Raw genomic sequence first — 14261 nt, 5'->3', positions numbered from 1 at the left:
GATCGGTGGTCGCCGAAACCTTGACATATTCGATAACACGCATATATTGAGGTCATGGGTAGTGAACACGGGCACGAGGGGCACAGTCACGGGCCCAGTGCAGCCGATCTCGCATCGGGCGCGCCGGGCAGGCGGATCTGGCCGCTAGCCGTATCCGTCGGCATCATCGGTGGGTTTTTCGTCGTCGAACTCGTCGCGGGACTCGCCTTCGGGTCGCTCGCGCTGGTCGCCGACGCGGGCCATATGCTCACCGACGTCGTCGCCTTGACTATGGGACTCTCGGCGCTGCTCCTCGCGCGGCACGGACGGATCACCGACGGTCGGAGCTTCGGCTGGTATCGCGCGGAAGTGTTCACCGCTGTCGTCAACGCAGTCCTGCTCATCGGTGTCGGCGCGTTTGTCCTCGTCGAAGCGATCAGGCGGATCGGTGCGTCGCCAGACGTCCCCGGCGGACCCATGATCATCGTCGCGACCCTCGGCCTCGTGGCCAACCTGGTCGTGATGCTGTTGCTCCGGGCCGACGCGGAAGGATCGATCGCCGTCCGCGGCGCCTACCTGGAAGTGCTCGCCGACGCGGTCGGCAGTGTGGGTGTACTCGTCGCGGGCATCGTGGCTCTCACCACCGGATGGGGCTACGCCGACCTCATCGTCGCCGTCCTCATCGCGCTGTGGGTGGTTCCGCGCGCCCTGCGATTGGCTCGCGACGCGCTGAGGATCCTCAACCAGCAAGCGCCGTCGCATATCGACCTCGCCGATCTGCGTGCCCGTCTCGCCGACGTCCCCGGCGTCGACGACGTCCACGACCTGCACGTCTGGTCGGTCACCACGGGGATGGATGTCGTGACCGTGCACCTCACCGCGTTCGGCGACCACGCTCGTGTCCTCGCCGACGCGCGCGCCGTGCTCGACGCGCAGGGGCTCGAGCACGCCACCGTGCAGATTGAGTCATCGGGAAGTCGTTCCGCGTGCAGTGGCGAACTGACCTGGTGACAGCGATTCGCTAGAACCGCACTAGAGCCAGAATGCGAATAGGTGCCACCCGTGCGACACGTAGATCGATCCGACGCCGAACAAGCTCATCACGCCTTCGATGAGATCGAAGAACGCCCGGTTGAGTGCAGGCAGCCACAGCACCACGAGGACGATGAGGAATCCGAACGGCGCGATCTTCTCCGCGGATCGTCGTACATCCCACGACAAGTACGGCTCGATCGCGTGATAGCCGTCGAACCCCGGCACCGGAATCAGATTCAGAATCAACGCGGTGAACTGGAGGAACGCGAGCATCGCGAAAGAGGACCACACGTTGACGTTCCCGAAGTCGTCCGCGACCGGCATCACAGCCAGCACGATGCACAACACGACTCCGATGATCAGATTCGCGGTCGGCCCCGCCAACGCAACCTTCGTCCGCTGGCTCTTGGTGAACGCTGCCTGGTTCACGAATACCGCGCCGCCCGGAAAACCGATGCCGCCCAACGCGATGATCAGCAGCGGCAAGGCGATCGACAAGCCGGGATGGGTGTATTTGAGCGGATTCAACGTCAGATAGCCGCGCAGTTCCGCACTGTGGTCGCCGTACCGGAACGCGGTGAACGCGTGCGCGAACTCGTGCAGGCACAGCGAGATCACCCAGCCGGACAGGACCAACAGGATCGCGCCGAGTGTCGCCGTCGCGGAATCCTCGCTGCCCGAGGAGACGAGCAGCGCGACGCCGATACCGAATGCGACGCACAGGCCGAGAAAGATGAGGCCGGGTCGCACCGACTTCAACGCGACCGCGGTCGGCGTTGTCATGGGCCGACCAGCTTCCAGTCGATGTGGTGCCGGTAGAATGTCGACCGCTTGACGAGACGTTCGGTCACCACGCCTTCACGTTCGACGACGAGATTGCTGCCTCCGGTCTGCACCGCGCGGCCGGTCTTCCAGCCGCCCGGCAGCCACCGCGCGACTCGCCCTCGCACTCCGGGCTCCTCCAGAATCGGCTCGATCTCAACCGCATCGACGTCGCCGTCGAACAAACGGTCCGAGTCGACGTACGCCTCGCCGTGGAGCTTTGCGTCCTCGGCACCGAGATGGCGGGCCCGACCGACGAGGACCGTCGCCGCATCGTCGCGGATCAACGGCAGGCTCTGCGCGACGCCCGACTCGGCCATCGCCATCGCGTTGGCACCGTATTTGAGCCCGTACACCTTCGTCGCGGGCGTTTCATATGGTGCGACGTAAGCGATTTCGACGTCGAGTCGATCCTGCTTCATGATCGCGGCGACAATCTCGGAGAGGAAGACGTCGGGCTCGACCCCGGATTCAGCCACATCCGGGGGAGCGACGATCACACGCGTCAGATCGGGGTCTTCGAGGGCCTGTTCGACCAGAACCGCAGGCGTCGGTCCGTCTGCGGTGCCCGTCGTCGGGGCGAGAAGAGTAGATGACACGGCTACCAGAGTAACGGCGTAGCGCGCGTCGACTGCGGACTCGGGGTCCGACGGCACGTTCGGACCCAGTAGGGTGGACCCGAACAGGAGGAGCACCGAACTATGGCTGCGATTGTGCTGATCGGCGCCCAGTGGGGCGACGAAGGCAAAGGTAAAGCGACAGATCTACTCGGCGGAAAGCTGCAGTGGGTGGTTCGCTACCAGGGCGGGAACAACGCCGGACACACTGTTGTCCTGCCGAACGGGGAGACGTTCGCGCTCCACCTGATCCCGTCCGGCATTCTGACGCCCGGCGTCAACAACGTCATCGCTAACGGCGTCGTTGTCGACCCGAGCGTCCTCCTTAACGAGCTTCACGGTTTGGAGGAGCGCGACGTCGACACGTCACGGCTGCTGCTGTCGGCCGACGCTCACCTGCTGATGCCGTACCACGTCGCCATTGACAAGGTGACTGAACGATTCCTCGGCAACAGCAAGATCGGAACCACCGGCCGTGGCATCGGCCCCTGCTACCAGGACAAGATCGCGCGCGTCGGCGTGCGCGTCGCCGATGTCCTCGACGAGAAGATCCTTGCGCAGAAGGTCGAAGCGGCCCTCGAAGTGAAGAATCAGATCCTCACCAAGATCTATAACCGTAAGGGTCTCGATCTGGCCGAGGTCGTCGACGAGACGCTCGAGCTCGCCGACGGATTCAAGCACCGCATCGCCGATACGCGACTGCTGCTCAATCAGGCGCTCGAACGCGGCGAGACGATTCTTCTCGAAGGCTCGCAGGGCACCCTGCTCGACGTCGACCACGGCACCTATCCGTACGTGACGTCGTCCAATCCGACGGCGGGCGGCGCGGCAGTGGGCGCGGGTATCGGCCCGGGCCGGATCGACACCGTCCTCGGCATCCTCAAGGCGTACACGACACGCGTCGGCGAGGGCCCATTCCCGACTGAGCTGTTCGACGAGTGGGGAGAGTTCCTCGCCAAGACCGGCGGCGAGGTCGGTGTCACCACCGGCCGTGCCCGTCGGTGCGGGTGGTTCGACGCTGTGGTCGCACGTTACGCGACCCGTGTCAACGGCATCACCGACTACTTCCTCACCAAACTCGACGTCCTGTCGAGTCTGGAGACGGTCCCGATCTGCGTCGCTTACGAGGTCGACGGCGAGCGCGTCGACGACATGCCGATGACGCAGACCGGATTCCACCACGCGAAGCCGATCTACGAGGAGATGCCCGGCTGGTGGGAGGACATCTCCGGCTGCCGCACCTTCGAGGACCTGCCTGTCAACGCGCAGAACTACATCCTCCGACTCGAAGAACTGTCCGGAGCGCATATGTCGTGCATCGGCGTCGGACCGGGGCGCGATCAGACGATCGTGCGCCGCGAGATCGTCTGATCGAGGGCGGCGCAGGTGTGGCGGCCGAACTTCAACCGTGACTACGGCTCCATCCTGCTCGGCTCTGCCGATCAGTCGGCTCGGCTAGTCCGAGTCCGCATCCAGTCGATACTCACGTCCGCCATCGTGTTGGCGAACTTGATCGGCATCATCATCGCCGTAGGTCTCGGCGCCGTCGGAATCCCTGAACCGTCCCTGCTGCGCAGCGACCTCGTCTACGTCAACTTCATCGGACTGCCCGTGTACGTGGTGTGCGCGCTGATCGTCGGGGTAACCGTCGGTACCGCGTCCACGATCAAAGCTGTTCGCTGGTCGATCGACGACGAGATACCGAGCCGCGAGGACGCGCGCCGTGCGAAGCGGGCGCAACGACGACTCGTCTGGCTGCAAGGTGCCTTGTGGGTCGGCGGTGCCGCCGTGCTGGGGCTCCTCTACGGGCTCGTCGACCCGTCGTTGATCCCGAAGGTCGTGCTCATAACGTTGATGTGTGCGACGGTCGTCGTCGCGATCGCGGGAATCTACACCGAGATCCTGCTTCGCCCGGTGTGGGCCAGGATCATGCAGGCTGGCCTCGGGCTGAAGGGCAGTTCTGTCCGTTCGCGCGCGGTCAACTCGTGGGTGATCGGCACTGGTATCCCGCTCACCGGCATCACGCTCGTCGTGTTGTTCGGTGTGCTCAGGCCGGAGACAAGCAAAGCCAACGTGCTGGTCGCAGTGACGGTGCTCGCCGTCGTCGCGGGCTTAGTGGGTTTCGGCTCGATCATGCTGTTCGTCTGGAGCATCACCGGTCCGCTGCGCAGTGTGCGCGACGCGATGGCAGCGGTCCGGCACGGCGATGTCGGCGCGGATGTCGACCTCCTCGTCTACGACGGTTCCGAGCTCGGCGAACTCCAGTACGGGTTCAACACGATGGTCGGTGGACTCCGTGAACAGGAACGCATGCGCGATCTGTTCGGCAAGCACGTCGGCCGCGACGTCGCGGCCGCCGCGCTGCGGCGAGACCCCGAGCTCGGCGGCGCCGAGCGGGTGGTGGCGGTGGTGTTCGTCGACGTCATCGGTTCGACGACGATCGCCGAGAAGCGTTCGCCGACCGAGGTGGTCGCGCTGCTCAACAGGTTCTTCGCGGTGATCGTCGACGCGACCGAACGCAGCGGGGGATTGGTCAACAAGTTCGAGGGCGACGCCGTCTTGTCGATCTTCGGGGCGCCGGTCGACCTCGACGAGCCCGCGTCGGCGGCGCTCGTCGCCGCGCGAGAGATCGCCGATGGCCTCGCCGCCGATGTTCCCGAACTGTCGGCAGGCATAGGCGTCAGCTACGGCACGGTCGTCGCGGGCAACGTCGGTGCCGTCCAACGGTTCGAATATACGGTGATCGGTGACCCGGTGAACGAGAGCGCGCGGCTGTCCGAAGTCGCCAAGGACGATCCGCGGCATCCCGTCGCGTCACAGCGGGTGATCGACGCAGCGTCCGACGAGGAAGCGACTCGATGGACTCTGTGGCGTGAGGAAACGCTGCGCGGGCGCACCGAACCGACCCCGGTCTATACGGCGCGGCCACCTCGCGTGCCTAAACCGGTCAGCGAAGTCGCAACCTAGTCGAGGCAGAACTCGTTGCCCTCGGGGTCGAGCATCACGATGTGCCCGTGGTCAAGCGGGGGAGTGGGGTCCACGCGCTGAAGCTGTGCCGCCCCGAGCGTGGCGAGGTAGTCGGCCCGCGCCTGGAGCGCGGCCATTCGCTCGCCGCCGACGAGGCCGGGGGCGGCGCGCACGTCGAGATGGACACGGTTCTTTGTGGCCTTTTCGTTGGGCGTTTGCTGAAAGAACAGTCGTGGCCCGACGCCGTTCGGGTCTTCGGCCGCCGACTTCGCGTTCCACTGCTCGGGCGGTACATCGATCCGTGCGAGGAATTCGTCCCACGCGGCGAACGGGGCGTCGGAGTCTGGTTTCGCGCCGGGAGGGCCGGGGATCACGTAATCGAGCACCTCGCACCAGAACCGGGACAGCTCGCGCGGATCGTGTGCGTCGAACGTGACCTGAATTTCAGAACCCATACCGTTCAGCGTAGATCTCCTGAACGGTGCGCAGACCGGGTCGCCGTGTTTCGCCCCGTAAACTCGAAGCCATGTCGTCAACGGTGATCGGTACCCCGCTGAGTCCCAGTGCGGTCAGAGTGCTCCTCCTCGGCTCCGGCGAGCTCGGGAAGGAGGTGACGATCGCTCTACAACGGTTGGGTGTGGAAGTGATCGCCGTCGATCGATACGCCGACGCACCCGCGCACCAAGTCGCGCATCACGCCGAGGTGATCGACATGACTGACGCCCAGCAGGTCCGCGCGGTGATCGACAAGCACAAGCCGCATTACGTGCTGCCGGAGATCGAGGCGATCGCGACCGATGCGCTCGAAGACGTCGAACGCGACGGCATCGCCGAGGTGATCCCGAGCGCGAAGGCCGTGTCGGCGACGTTGAACCGTGAACGGATCCGCCGATTGGCCGACGAGGAGCTGGGGCTCCCGACGTCGCCCTACCTGTTCGCGGGATCGCTTGAGGAGATGCGCCGCGCCGTCGACAGCATCGGCTACCCCTGCGTGGTGAAGCCCGTCATGTCGTCGTCGGGCAAGGGCCAGAGCGTTTTGGAGGGACCCGACGACGTCGACACGGCGTGGGAGGCGGCCCGCACCGGGGCCCGCGTCAACAACGACCGGGTGATCGTCGAAGGGTTCGTCGACTTCGACTACGAGATCACACTGCTCACGGTCCGCGCGGTGGATCCTGCGACGGGTCGGCTCGCGACCTACTTCTGCGATCCGATCGGTCACCGGCAGGTTTCCGGCGACTACGTGGAGAGCTGGCAACCGCAACCGATGAGCGAGGTCGCGTACGGCACAGCGCGTTCGGTAGCGGCCCGAATCGCGACGGCGATGGGGTCGGGTGCGAACGACTTGAGCGGTCGCGGCGTCTTCGGCGTCGAACTGTTCATCAAAGGCGACGAGGTCTACTTCTCCGAGGTGAGCCCGAGGCCGCACGACACCGGCTTGGTGACATTGGCGTCGCAGCACTTGTCGGAGTTCGAGCTCCACGCTCGCGCGGTCCTCGGGCTGCCAGTTGACACCGGAACCGTCGCGCCGGGGGCGTCCGCGGTGATCTACGGCCGGCACGACGCCGAAGGCATCAAGTTCGCGGGTGTCGCGCAGGCGTTGGCCGATCCCGCCGTCGATATACGGCTGTTCGGTAAACCGGAGAGCTTCGCTCGACGACGGATGGGCGTCGCGGTAGCAACGGCGCCCACCACCGAAGTGGCGCGCCAGAAAGCCACGCGCGCAGCAGAACTCGTGCAGCCATTGTTGGCAGACGATGACGAGCCATCGGCGCCGCCAACCATCGGTCAGGAGACGGTGCGGATCGCCAAGCAATCTCCGCCACCTCGACCGCCAGGACCGCAGCCGCAGGGACCTGCTCGACGCCCTGGCCCGCCGCCCCGTCGTCCGCAACCGGGACCGCCGCCCCCGCCCTCGGGTCGACCCGGTCCGGGCCCCGGACGGCCCGGCCCCGTCGGTCCGGGAGGTCCGCGCCCCGGACCCCCGCCGCGTCCGCAGGCACCACCGCCCCCGCGGTGAATTCTGTCGTCTATTCGGGTCATTACTGTGGGCATTCTGAGCAATTCCTAAACAATTCGGTAACACCGCTGCGACGGTTGACCGATATAGGAGTAAGGGTGGATGCAGAAGTCCACCAACGTGCTGCGATTCGTTACGTATTGCGGCCTACTCACTACAGGTGAAACGAAAGGTATTCGACATGAGGAAAACCCTGACACGTGCGGCGGCGAGCATCGCCGCAGTCGGTGCGATCGGTGCCGGCGCCCTCGTCGCCGCCCCGCAGGCGCAGGCCGCTGGCCCGGGTGATCTTCAGATCATCGGCGGCGTCAACTGCACCTTCAGCCCGTGGGGCCCCAACTGGTCCGACGGCCCGCAGTGGCAGATGCACCGCTGGATGGGTGTCAAGAACGTCGGCGGGTCCACTATGCATAAGGTGACCATCACCGAATTCGGCGGCCCGACCAAGTGGGTTCCGGCGAACAAGACCCGCAAGACCAAGGTCGGCGACCTGCAGGCAGGCCAGACGTCGGTTCTGTTCTCCACCAAGTGGAAGGGTTGCTGGCCGTCGTCCATCTCCGGCTACACCATCAGCGAGCAGGTCGAGAACCCGCTTAACAACGTCGGCTTCTGGCAAAACGTCCGCAAAGCTGAGCCCAAGGACGGCGAGAACGGAAAGCAGGAGTTGACGCCTACCAGCTGACGCTTCCCCAGAAACAAACAACGCTGTAGTTCACAGCCACTATGTGGCAGCGAACTACAGCGTTGATTTGTTTCTGCGCGGCGGCTACTTCTGGAGTTTGTGCGGCTCGGCGGCGGCGAGCATGTCGTCGCGCTCGACGACCTTGATGCGCTCACGGCCTGCAGCGGCACCGAGTGCGCGCTCGTGCTCGTCGAGGCGGTACCAGCCGTCCCACGTGGTGAACGGGATGCCGCGCTCCTCCAGGAGGGCGACGATCGCGTCCTCATCCGGGGCTTCCGGGCTGTTGAGCGAATCGGCCTTCATGTCTTCGAGGATGCATTCGACGGTCTCGTTCGCGTCACCCTTGGTGTGGCCGATCAGGCCGACTGGGCCGCGCTTGATCCAGCCCGTCGTGTACAGGCCGGTCAGGTGGTCACCGTCGTCGAAGACGCGTCCGGCCTCGTTCGGGATGACACCGGCCTGCTCGTCGAACGGAATGCCGGGCAGGTTGTCCGACAGATAGCCGACTGCGCGGTAGATCGCGGAGACGTCCCATTCGCGGATCTCGCCGGTCGGCTTCACATTGCCGGTGCCGTCGAGTTCGGTGCGCTCGGTGCGCATGCCCACGACCTTGCCGTCCTCGCCGAGGATCTCGACCGGATTCTCGAAGAAGTGCAGGAACAGCTTGTGAATCGCACCCTGCTTAGGTTCACGGATCGCATAGTTCTCGATGATCGTCGCAACCTGATCGGTGATCTTGCTGCTGCGGCGAGCGACGGCCGACCCCTCGTCGTACTCGATGTCTTCAGGGTCGACGACGACTTCGATGTTCGGCGAGTGGTCGAGTTCCTTCAGTTCGAGGGGAGTGAACTTGGCCTGCGCCGGGCCGCGACGACCGAACACGTGGACTTCGACGGCCTTGTTGCCCTTCAGTCCCTCGTAGACGTTGTCCGGGATCTCCGTCGGGAGCAGTTCGTCGCCGGTCTTGGCTAGGACACGCGCGACGTCGAGGGCGACGTTGCCGACGCCGATCACGGCGACCTTCTCCTCATCGAGTGGCCAAGTGCGAGAGAAGTCCGGGTGGCCGTCGTACCAGGCGACGAATTCGCCTGCGCCGTAGCTGCGTTCGAGATCGATACCGGGGATCTGCATGCCGCGGTCGTCGGTGGCTCCGGTGGAGAACACGACAGCGTCGTAGTGCTTGCGGAAGTCCTCCAGCGTGACGTCGGTGCCGTAGTCGATATTGCCCAGCAGGCGGACCTGCGGCTTGTCGAGCACCTTGTGTAGTGCCGTGATGATGCCCTTGATGCGCGGGTGGTCGGGTGCGACACCGTAACGGATCAGACCGAACGGTGCGGGCATGCGTTCGTAGAGGTCGATGCTCACGCCGCGCTCACTCGCGGTGTCCGACTTCATCAGGGCGTCCGCACAGTAGATGCCGGCCGGTCCGGCGCCGACGATCGCGACCCGCAACGGGCGGTTGGTGTCAGTCATGAGCTCGTGTTTCCTCAGCTGTATGGAACCTTGTCCCCTCTACGTTAAATCGTGCGCGAGCGTGGCCAAAATCTGTTAGTGAGGTGAGCCTCAGTCGTACTGGGTCTGACCCAAACTATTGACGGGCGACGCGGCATGTGCCGTGATCGAAGCTGGGTATGCGTGTTGCACGCCATTCGTGGACAGGTCATAGACTCTGAAGACCATGAGCGCGAAGCGACCCGACGGCGAAGCGCAGGACGACCTGCCTGACTCCGAACCCGAGCCTAGATCGTGGCGGGCTGCGCTCCCGTTCATCATCGCGTTCGGCGTCATCGTTGTCATCGTCGCGTGGATCGCGCTCTCGCACCTGATCCGACCGTCGGAGGAGCGCGTCAGCGAAGACGCGAAGGTCCAGTACGTGGTCAATGACATGTATAGCGCCCGGAACTCGCTCAACTACGACCTGTACCGCGACTCGCAGTGCACGGCGAACATCAAGGCCAAGGGTTTCCCGACTGCTGCGGAGTTCGCCGACGCCAACCGTGGCCCGCTCGAGAAGGACGGCAAACTCGTCGTCCCCGAGATGGAAGTGGAAGTGACTGGTTCGCGTGCCGCGGTGACCGTCCATGTGCATCGCGAGAACACCGAGGATAAGAAGACGACGACCGAGCTGATCGTCGTCAAACAGGGCGATGACTGGAAGGTGTGCGCATCGTGAGCTATGCAGGGGACATCACGCCGCGCGATGCGTGGGAACGGCTGACGGCCAATCCGAAAGCTGTCCTCGTCGATTGCCGGACACGCGCGGAGTGGAGCTTCGTCGGCGTGCCCGACGTGAGTTCACTCGGCAAGCAGACGATATTCGTCGAGTGGGTCGACTACCCGAACGGTGCTAGAAACCAGTCGTTCGTTGACGACCTTCGGACGGCTGGAGTCTCCGACGACGACGAGGTCCTGTTCTTGTGCCGATCCGGCCAGCGATCCATCGGAGCCGCGGAGACGGCGACAGCAGCGGGCATTACCGCAGCGTTCAACATCCTTGACGGTTTCGAAGGCGCAACCGACGCCGCCGGGCATCGTGGCTCCGTCGGATGGCGGGCCGAAGACCTTCCCTGGCGTCAGTCGTAGAGGAGCGTGTGAACAGTGACTAGTGAACTTCCAGAGTGGGCGTCGCCGGAGACAATCGCCGTGCGCGGCGGCCTCATGAGATCTGGCTTCTTCGAGACCTCCGAAGCCCTATACCTGAACAGCGGGTATGTGTTCGATACGGCGGAGGCCGCCGAACGCGCATTCACCGGTGAAGACCAGCGCTTCGTCTACAGCCGGTACGGCAATCCTACGGTCGCGATGTTTCAGGAACGGCTCCGCCAGATCGAAGGCACGCAATCGTGCTTCGCCACGGCGAGCGGTATGTCCGCGGTGTTCATCGCCCTCGGTGCGCTCCTGAAGCAGGGTTCACGGCTGGTCGCCGCGCGCAGCCTGTTCGGGTCGTGCTTCGTCATCTGCAATGAGATCCTTCCGTCGTGGGGTGTCGAGACGGTGTTCGTCGACGGCGATGACCTCGCACAGTGGGAGGCCGCGCTCGCCGAGCCAGCCGACGCAGTGTTCTTCGAGACGCCGTCGAACCCGATGCAGTCGGTCGTTGACGTCCGCAAGGTGTCGGAGATGGCACACGCGGCAGGCGCGCAAGTGGTGCTCGACAACGTGTTCGCGACACCACTCCTGCAGCGCGGACTCGAGCTCGGCGCGGACGTGATCGTGTACTCGGGAACCAAGCACATCGACGGCCAAGGACGCGTGATGGGCGGTGCGATTCTCGGCACCGAAGAGTTCATCCAGGGCCCGGTCCGCGAACTGATGCGCCACACGGGACCGGCGTTGAGCCCGTTCAACGCGTGGGTGATGCTCAAAGGGTTGGAGACCATGAAGGTCCGCCTCGACCAGGCGGTGTCGACGGCGCAGCGCATCGCCGAGTTTCTGGACGAGGACGCACGTGTCGCGAAGGCGATCTACCCTTTTCTGACCTCGCACCCGCAGTACGAGCTCGCGAAGTCGCAAATGTCCGGCGGTGGAACCGTCGTCACCTTCGAGCTTGCGGGAAGCGCGGGCCAGTCGGGCAAGGAGCGCGCGTTCGAGGTCCTCAACGGCCTCCAATTGGTGGACATCTCGAACAACCTGGGCGACGCGAAAAGTCTGATCACGCATCCGGCGACCACGACGCACCGCGCGATGGGGCCGGAAGGTCGAGCCAGCATCGGTTTGACCGACTCGATGGTCCGCCTGTCGGTCGGCCTGGAAGCGGCCGACGACCTGATCCGCGACCTGGACACCGCGCTAGGCTGACCGGCGTAGGCGTCAGTCCATGCCGCGTCGGCGCTCAGGTTCGTGGCCGCGCCGCGCTCCACACAAGCGAAGAGACGACCATCCATGCGGCACACCGATCTGACCTGTCGCGCTGATTTTCCGGGCAGTGGATTTGATGGTTTCTCTACGCTGCCGTCGACGGCTGGACCTCAGCGTAGTGCACGTCGTTCGGCCTGTTGTAGCCCAGCGTTGAATGACGCCGGCGGCTGCTGTAACGAACCCGTCGATATAACTGATAGCGTCGCGCCTGGCCTGCTTCTACGTGGCATACACAGTAAGGTGGACACGTTCGTTCTTCAGCGCCGAGGAGAACGACTCGGCGATCGCGTTATCCCGGCACACGTCGGTTCTGCCCAGCGAGGAACACATCCACGAATCCTTGATCACTCTCCGGTAGTCGGCCGAGGTCGTAGTAGACGTACACACTGGTGGGTGGTGACTCAGATTTTTGCGAGCGGACGCATGCTGATCGGACAGACCAGGTGTCGTGCCGTGCGCGACCTGTGGTCACCGAATATTCAAAACCGTAAAGTCGCCGGCACCCGTTCCCGCGTCTGACCGGAGACGCAATGCAGTCCCTCACCGGAGGGGTCGGTGAGGGACTGCTTCGCGGCTACTGAACTGAACTTTTAACCAGGCTACTTAGGGGAGCAGTGTCGGGCGCTCTGATGACTGACAGTGACGAACTACTGTGGCTACACACGCATCTCGAACTCTGAAGCGCGCCGGCAATATTGGTAATCAGTAGGCCAACGACTCGGCAACATTCGGGCACTTGGGAACTTGGTCGATAAGTGCATCTCTTGGGAGCAGCGATTTACGACCTATCTGCTCTCTGACGTCTGGTGGAATGTCAACGCGGCTATAAACTGCGAGCCACACAGTCGACGCCGTTACGGTTCCGCTGCTGCCACAGGCCGCCGAAATCACCTGATCCTTGAGTCCCACACCCTTCGCGGCACTGTCCATTGGAACGACAACAATCGTCGCCCTGGGATTGTGTCCAGTGCTGTAGCCCGTCATCGCGTAAAGATCTTCGACTGTCATGCCGATCATGTCAGCGAACGTCACATCGCGGGCTTGGACGGTACTAGCCGAAGTCGGTACGTCAGTAGTGGGGCGATGTACGTTAGGTGTGCGCAATGATAGCCAAGCAAAAATTGATCCGCCTATCACAAGCGCAACGATCAGGAATATGAGAAGGTTCCTAATCCTTCTACTCACGGCTGTCCTCCAACTCTCGCGGCGCGCTTATAGGTCAACCCTACAGGCTCGTAGTAATAGTAGATCTTGCTCCAGACTACTTCCTTAGACCTTGTGTCGTACTTCGACAAGACGTAGGAGTATACGGCGTATACGGCGTATCCGTCTGCCGCATAGGTTGGAGAAAGATCCTTAGCGGGTACTGATATTGAGACTCCATTACCCGTGGACGTGCCCGTGGAGGTGCTTTCAGACGTGGTAGTCTCGCTCGATATTTTCGCATCTATAGCTTTAACATTGAGGCCTACATCAGCTCCAATGGACTCGCTTGTTGTGACTGTATTAACAGTGCTTACCGCACGGTCGAAGTTCAACCTACATTCCCCGTGGGGGGAGGTCTCGCAGTGGCTAACAGGCGGATCCCCGGGAATTGTTTCTTGGTTCACATATGTAACTCTAAATACATTGTAGTCGTAGTCAGGGAAGCAGTCGCCATATCCACCATTGTTTCGGTGGTATCCAGTCTCGCACCCGTTAAGCGTCTTTCCCCCGATCGAAGGTTTGTAATCAACATCGTGTTTGAAAGGCGTCGTGCGTTGTGAACGCTGTCTGGTGCCCTCGGTGCGGTCTGCCGGCGTGGTGTTTCGTTTCGGATCGTTCGGCGTGTTGGCCCGTGTCGGGCCCGCCGCTGTCTTCCTTGGCTGGGTGGGTGTTGGGCCGTCTGCGTTAGTGTGACTGCCTATAGGAGCCTGACCATTCCCCGGATGCTCGATCTCTCGCCGCTCGATGGGTGCATTCATGCTCGGCCCGTTGTCGGAGTCTTCCGGAGCATCGCTGGTAGGTGCAACGGTTTCCTCGGGTTCTTCCTCGGGTGTTGTTGGCGACAGCGTGGGTGGCGGCTGATTACGCCCGCCGCACTTGTAGGGCACGGGCGGCTTCTTCCCGATCGCTGCCCACGCTGTGATATAGGCCGATGTCTCTCGTTTGCATCGTTCAGCGGGTGTCTCCGCCGATGCCGAGGGTGCCAGTGCTGCGGCGAGCGCGAGGACCATGATCATCGCTGCTATCGCGATGAGCATGCCCCACAGGGTGCCGCGGTCCGGCCGGATTGATTGTT

At 63.6% G+C, this 14261-nt stretch carries 14 protein-coding genes; 8 read left to right on the top strand and 6 right to left on the bottom strand.

Annotated features, from left to right (window positions below):
• The first annotated feature begins 54 nt into the window (after positions 1-54).
• Positions 55-990, top strand: coding sequence for a cation diffusion facilitator family transporter (locus tag MP11Mi_RS04690; protein ID WP_420041144.1), 936 nt, complete (start codon positions 55-57; stop codon positions 988-990).
• A 21-nt stretch (positions 991-1011) separates the two neighbouring features.
• On the opposite strand, the gene MP11Mi_RS04685 is transcribed toward MP11Mi_RS04690, so the two are convergent.
• Together MP11Mi_RS04685 and MP11Mi_RS04680 are read right to left on the bottom strand one after the other, a co-directional pair.
• Positions 1012-1797: a site-2 protease family protein gene (locus tag MP11Mi_RS04685; protein ID WP_420041143.1), complete on the bottom strand. Its 786-nt coding sequence runs from the start codon at positions 1795-1797 to the stop codon at positions 1012-1014.
• Positions 1794-2435 carry a hypothetical protein gene (locus tag MP11Mi_RS04680; protein WP_420041142.1) on the bottom strand — a complete coding sequence of 214 codons (642 nt, stop codon included), beginning with the start codon at positions 2433-2435 and terminating at the stop codon, positions 1794-1796. Before MP11Mi_RS04680 ends, MP11Mi_RS04685 begins: the two co-directional genes overlap by 4 nt.
• A gap of 102 nt (positions 2436-2537) precedes the next feature.
• Here MP11Mi_RS04680 and MP11Mi_RS04675 point away from each other — a divergent pair, with 102 nt between their 5' ends.
• Together MP11Mi_RS04675 and MP11Mi_RS04670 are read left to right on the top strand one after the other, a co-directional pair.
• Positions 2538-3824, top strand: coding sequence for an adenylosuccinate synthase (locus MP11Mi_RS04675; RefSeq protein ID WP_420041141.1), 1287 nt, complete (start codon positions 2538-2540; stop codon positions 3822-3824).
• A 15-nt stretch (positions 3825-3839) separates the two neighbouring features.
• Entirely contained in the window at positions 3840-5420 is a 1581-nt protein-coding gene (locus MP11Mi_RS04670; RefSeq protein WP_420041140.1) for an adenylate/guanylate cyclase domain-containing protein, read from the top strand.
• Here the strand turns inward: MP11Mi_RS04670 and MP11Mi_RS04665 are convergent.
• Positions 5417-5875, bottom strand: coding sequence for a VOC family protein (locus MP11Mi_RS04665; protein WP_420041139.1), 459 nt, complete (start codon positions 5873-5875; stop codon positions 5417-5419). The two genes, MP11Mi_RS04670 and MP11Mi_RS04665, sit on opposite strands and share 4 nt — an antisense overlap.
• A gap of 71 nt (positions 5876-5946) precedes the next feature.
• Between MP11Mi_RS04665 and purT the strand changes: the two genes are divergently transcribed.
• Both purT and MP11Mi_RS04655 read left to right on the top strand, forming a co-directional pair.
• Positions 5947-7440 carry a formate-dependent phosphoribosylglycinamide formyltransferase gene (purT, locus tag MP11Mi_RS04660; RefSeq protein WP_420041138.1) on the top strand — a complete coding sequence of 498 codons (1494 nt, stop codon included), beginning with the start codon at positions 5947-5949 and terminating at the stop codon, positions 7438-7440.
• Positions 7441-7621: 181 nt separating this feature from the next.
• Positions 7622-8122 (top strand): hypothetical protein, encoded by a 501-nt coding sequence (locus MP11Mi_RS04655; protein ID WP_420041137.1) that lies wholly within the window; start codon positions 7622-7624, stop codon positions 8120-8122.
• A gap of 84 nt (positions 8123-8206) precedes the next feature.
• Here the strand turns inward: MP11Mi_RS04655 and MP11Mi_RS04650 are convergent, their stop codons facing one another.
• Positions 8207-9595, bottom strand: a complete 1389-nt coding sequence (locus MP11Mi_RS04650; RefSeq protein ID WP_420041136.1) for an FAD-dependent oxidoreductase — start codon at positions 9593-9595, stop codon at positions 8207-8209.
• Positions 9596-9800: 205 nt separating this feature from the next.
• Between MP11Mi_RS04650 and MP11Mi_RS04645 the strand changes: the two genes are divergently transcribed.
• The 3 genes from MP11Mi_RS04645 to MP11Mi_RS04635 are packed head-to-tail and all read left to right on the top strand — an operon-like array spanning position 9801 to position 11920.
• A complete protein-coding gene (locus tag MP11Mi_RS04645) occupies positions 9801-10295 on the top strand; it encodes an Rv0361 family membrane protein (protein ID WP_420041135.1) in 495 nt (164 codons plus the stop codon).
• Complete coding sequence (locus tag MP11Mi_RS04640) at positions 10292-10705, top strand: rhodanese-like domain-containing protein (protein ID WP_420041134.1); 414 nt, start codon at positions 10292-10294, stop codon at positions 10703-10705. Before MP11Mi_RS04645 ends, MP11Mi_RS04640 begins: the two co-directional genes overlap by 4 nt.
• Positions 10706-10720: 15 nt before the next feature.
• Entirely contained in the window at positions 10721-11920 is a 1200-nt protein-coding gene (locus MP11Mi_RS04635; RefSeq protein ID WP_420041133.1) for an O-succinylhomoserine sulfhydrylase, read from the top strand.
• 762 nt (positions 11921-12682) lie between these two features.
• On the opposite strand, the gene MP11Mi_RS04625 is transcribed toward MP11Mi_RS04635, so the two are convergent.
• The gene (locus tag MP11Mi_RS04625) at positions 12683-13012 is read right to left on the bottom strand and encodes a hypothetical protein (RefSeq protein ID WP_420041132.1); all 330 of its coding nucleotides are present in this window, start codon (positions 13010-13012) and stop codon (positions 12683-12685) included.
• Positions 13013-13161: 149 nt separating this feature from the next.
• Complete coding sequence (locus MP11Mi_RS04620) at positions 13162-14223, bottom strand: hypothetical protein (RefSeq protein ID WP_420041131.1); 1062 nt, start codon at positions 14221-14223, stop codon at positions 13162-13164.
• Positions 14224-14261 lie beyond the last annotated feature (38 nt).

Origin of the sequence: Gordonia abscondita (genome assembly GCF_032711245.1) — a bacterium.
GTDB lineage: Bacteria > Actinomycetota > Actinomycetes > Mycobacteriales > Mycobacteriaceae > Gordonia.
Note: the sequence above shows the minus strand (reverse complement) of the source record. Positions and strands in the feature narration are given on the sequence as shown.

Excerpts from the sequence above, each read along its gene's own strand:
- MP11Mi_RS04685 (WP_420041143.1), bottom strand. The coding sequence starts at position 1,797 with ATGACAACGCCGACCGCGGTCGCGTTGAAGTCGGTGCGACCCGGCCTC.
- MP11Mi_RS04675 (WP_420041141.1), top strand. The coding sequence starts at position 2,538 with ATGGCTGCGATTGTGCTGATCGGCGCCCAGTGGGGCGACGAAGGCAAA.
- MP11Mi_RS04620 (WP_420041131.1), bottom strand. The coding sequence starts at position 14,223 with ATGCTCATCGCGATAGCAGCGATGATCATGGTCCTCGCGCTCGCCGCA.
- purT (WP_420041138.1), top strand. The coding sequence starts at position 5,947 with ATGTCGTCAACGGTGATCGGTACCCCGCTGAGTCCCAGTGCGGTCAGA.
- MP11Mi_RS04650 (WP_420041136.1), bottom strand. The coding sequence starts at position 9,595 with ATGACTGACACCAACCGCCCGTTGCGGGTCGCGATCGTCGGCGCCGGA.
- MP11Mi_RS04690 (WP_420041144.1), top strand. The coding sequence starts at position 55 with ATGGGTAGTGAACACGGGCACGAGGGGCACAGTCACGGGCCCAGTGCA.
- MP11Mi_RS04655 (WP_420041137.1), top strand. The coding sequence starts at position 7,622 with ATGAGGAAAACCCTGACACGTGCGGCGGCGAGCATCGCCGCAGTCGGT.
- MP11Mi_RS04645 (WP_420041135.1), top strand. The coding sequence starts at position 9,801 with ATGAGCGCGAAGCGACCCGACGGCGAAGCGCAGGACGACCTGCCTGAC.
- MP11Mi_RS04665 (WP_420041139.1), bottom strand. The coding sequence starts at position 5,875 with ATGGGTTCTGAAATTCAGGTCACGTTCGACGCACACGATCCGCGCGAG.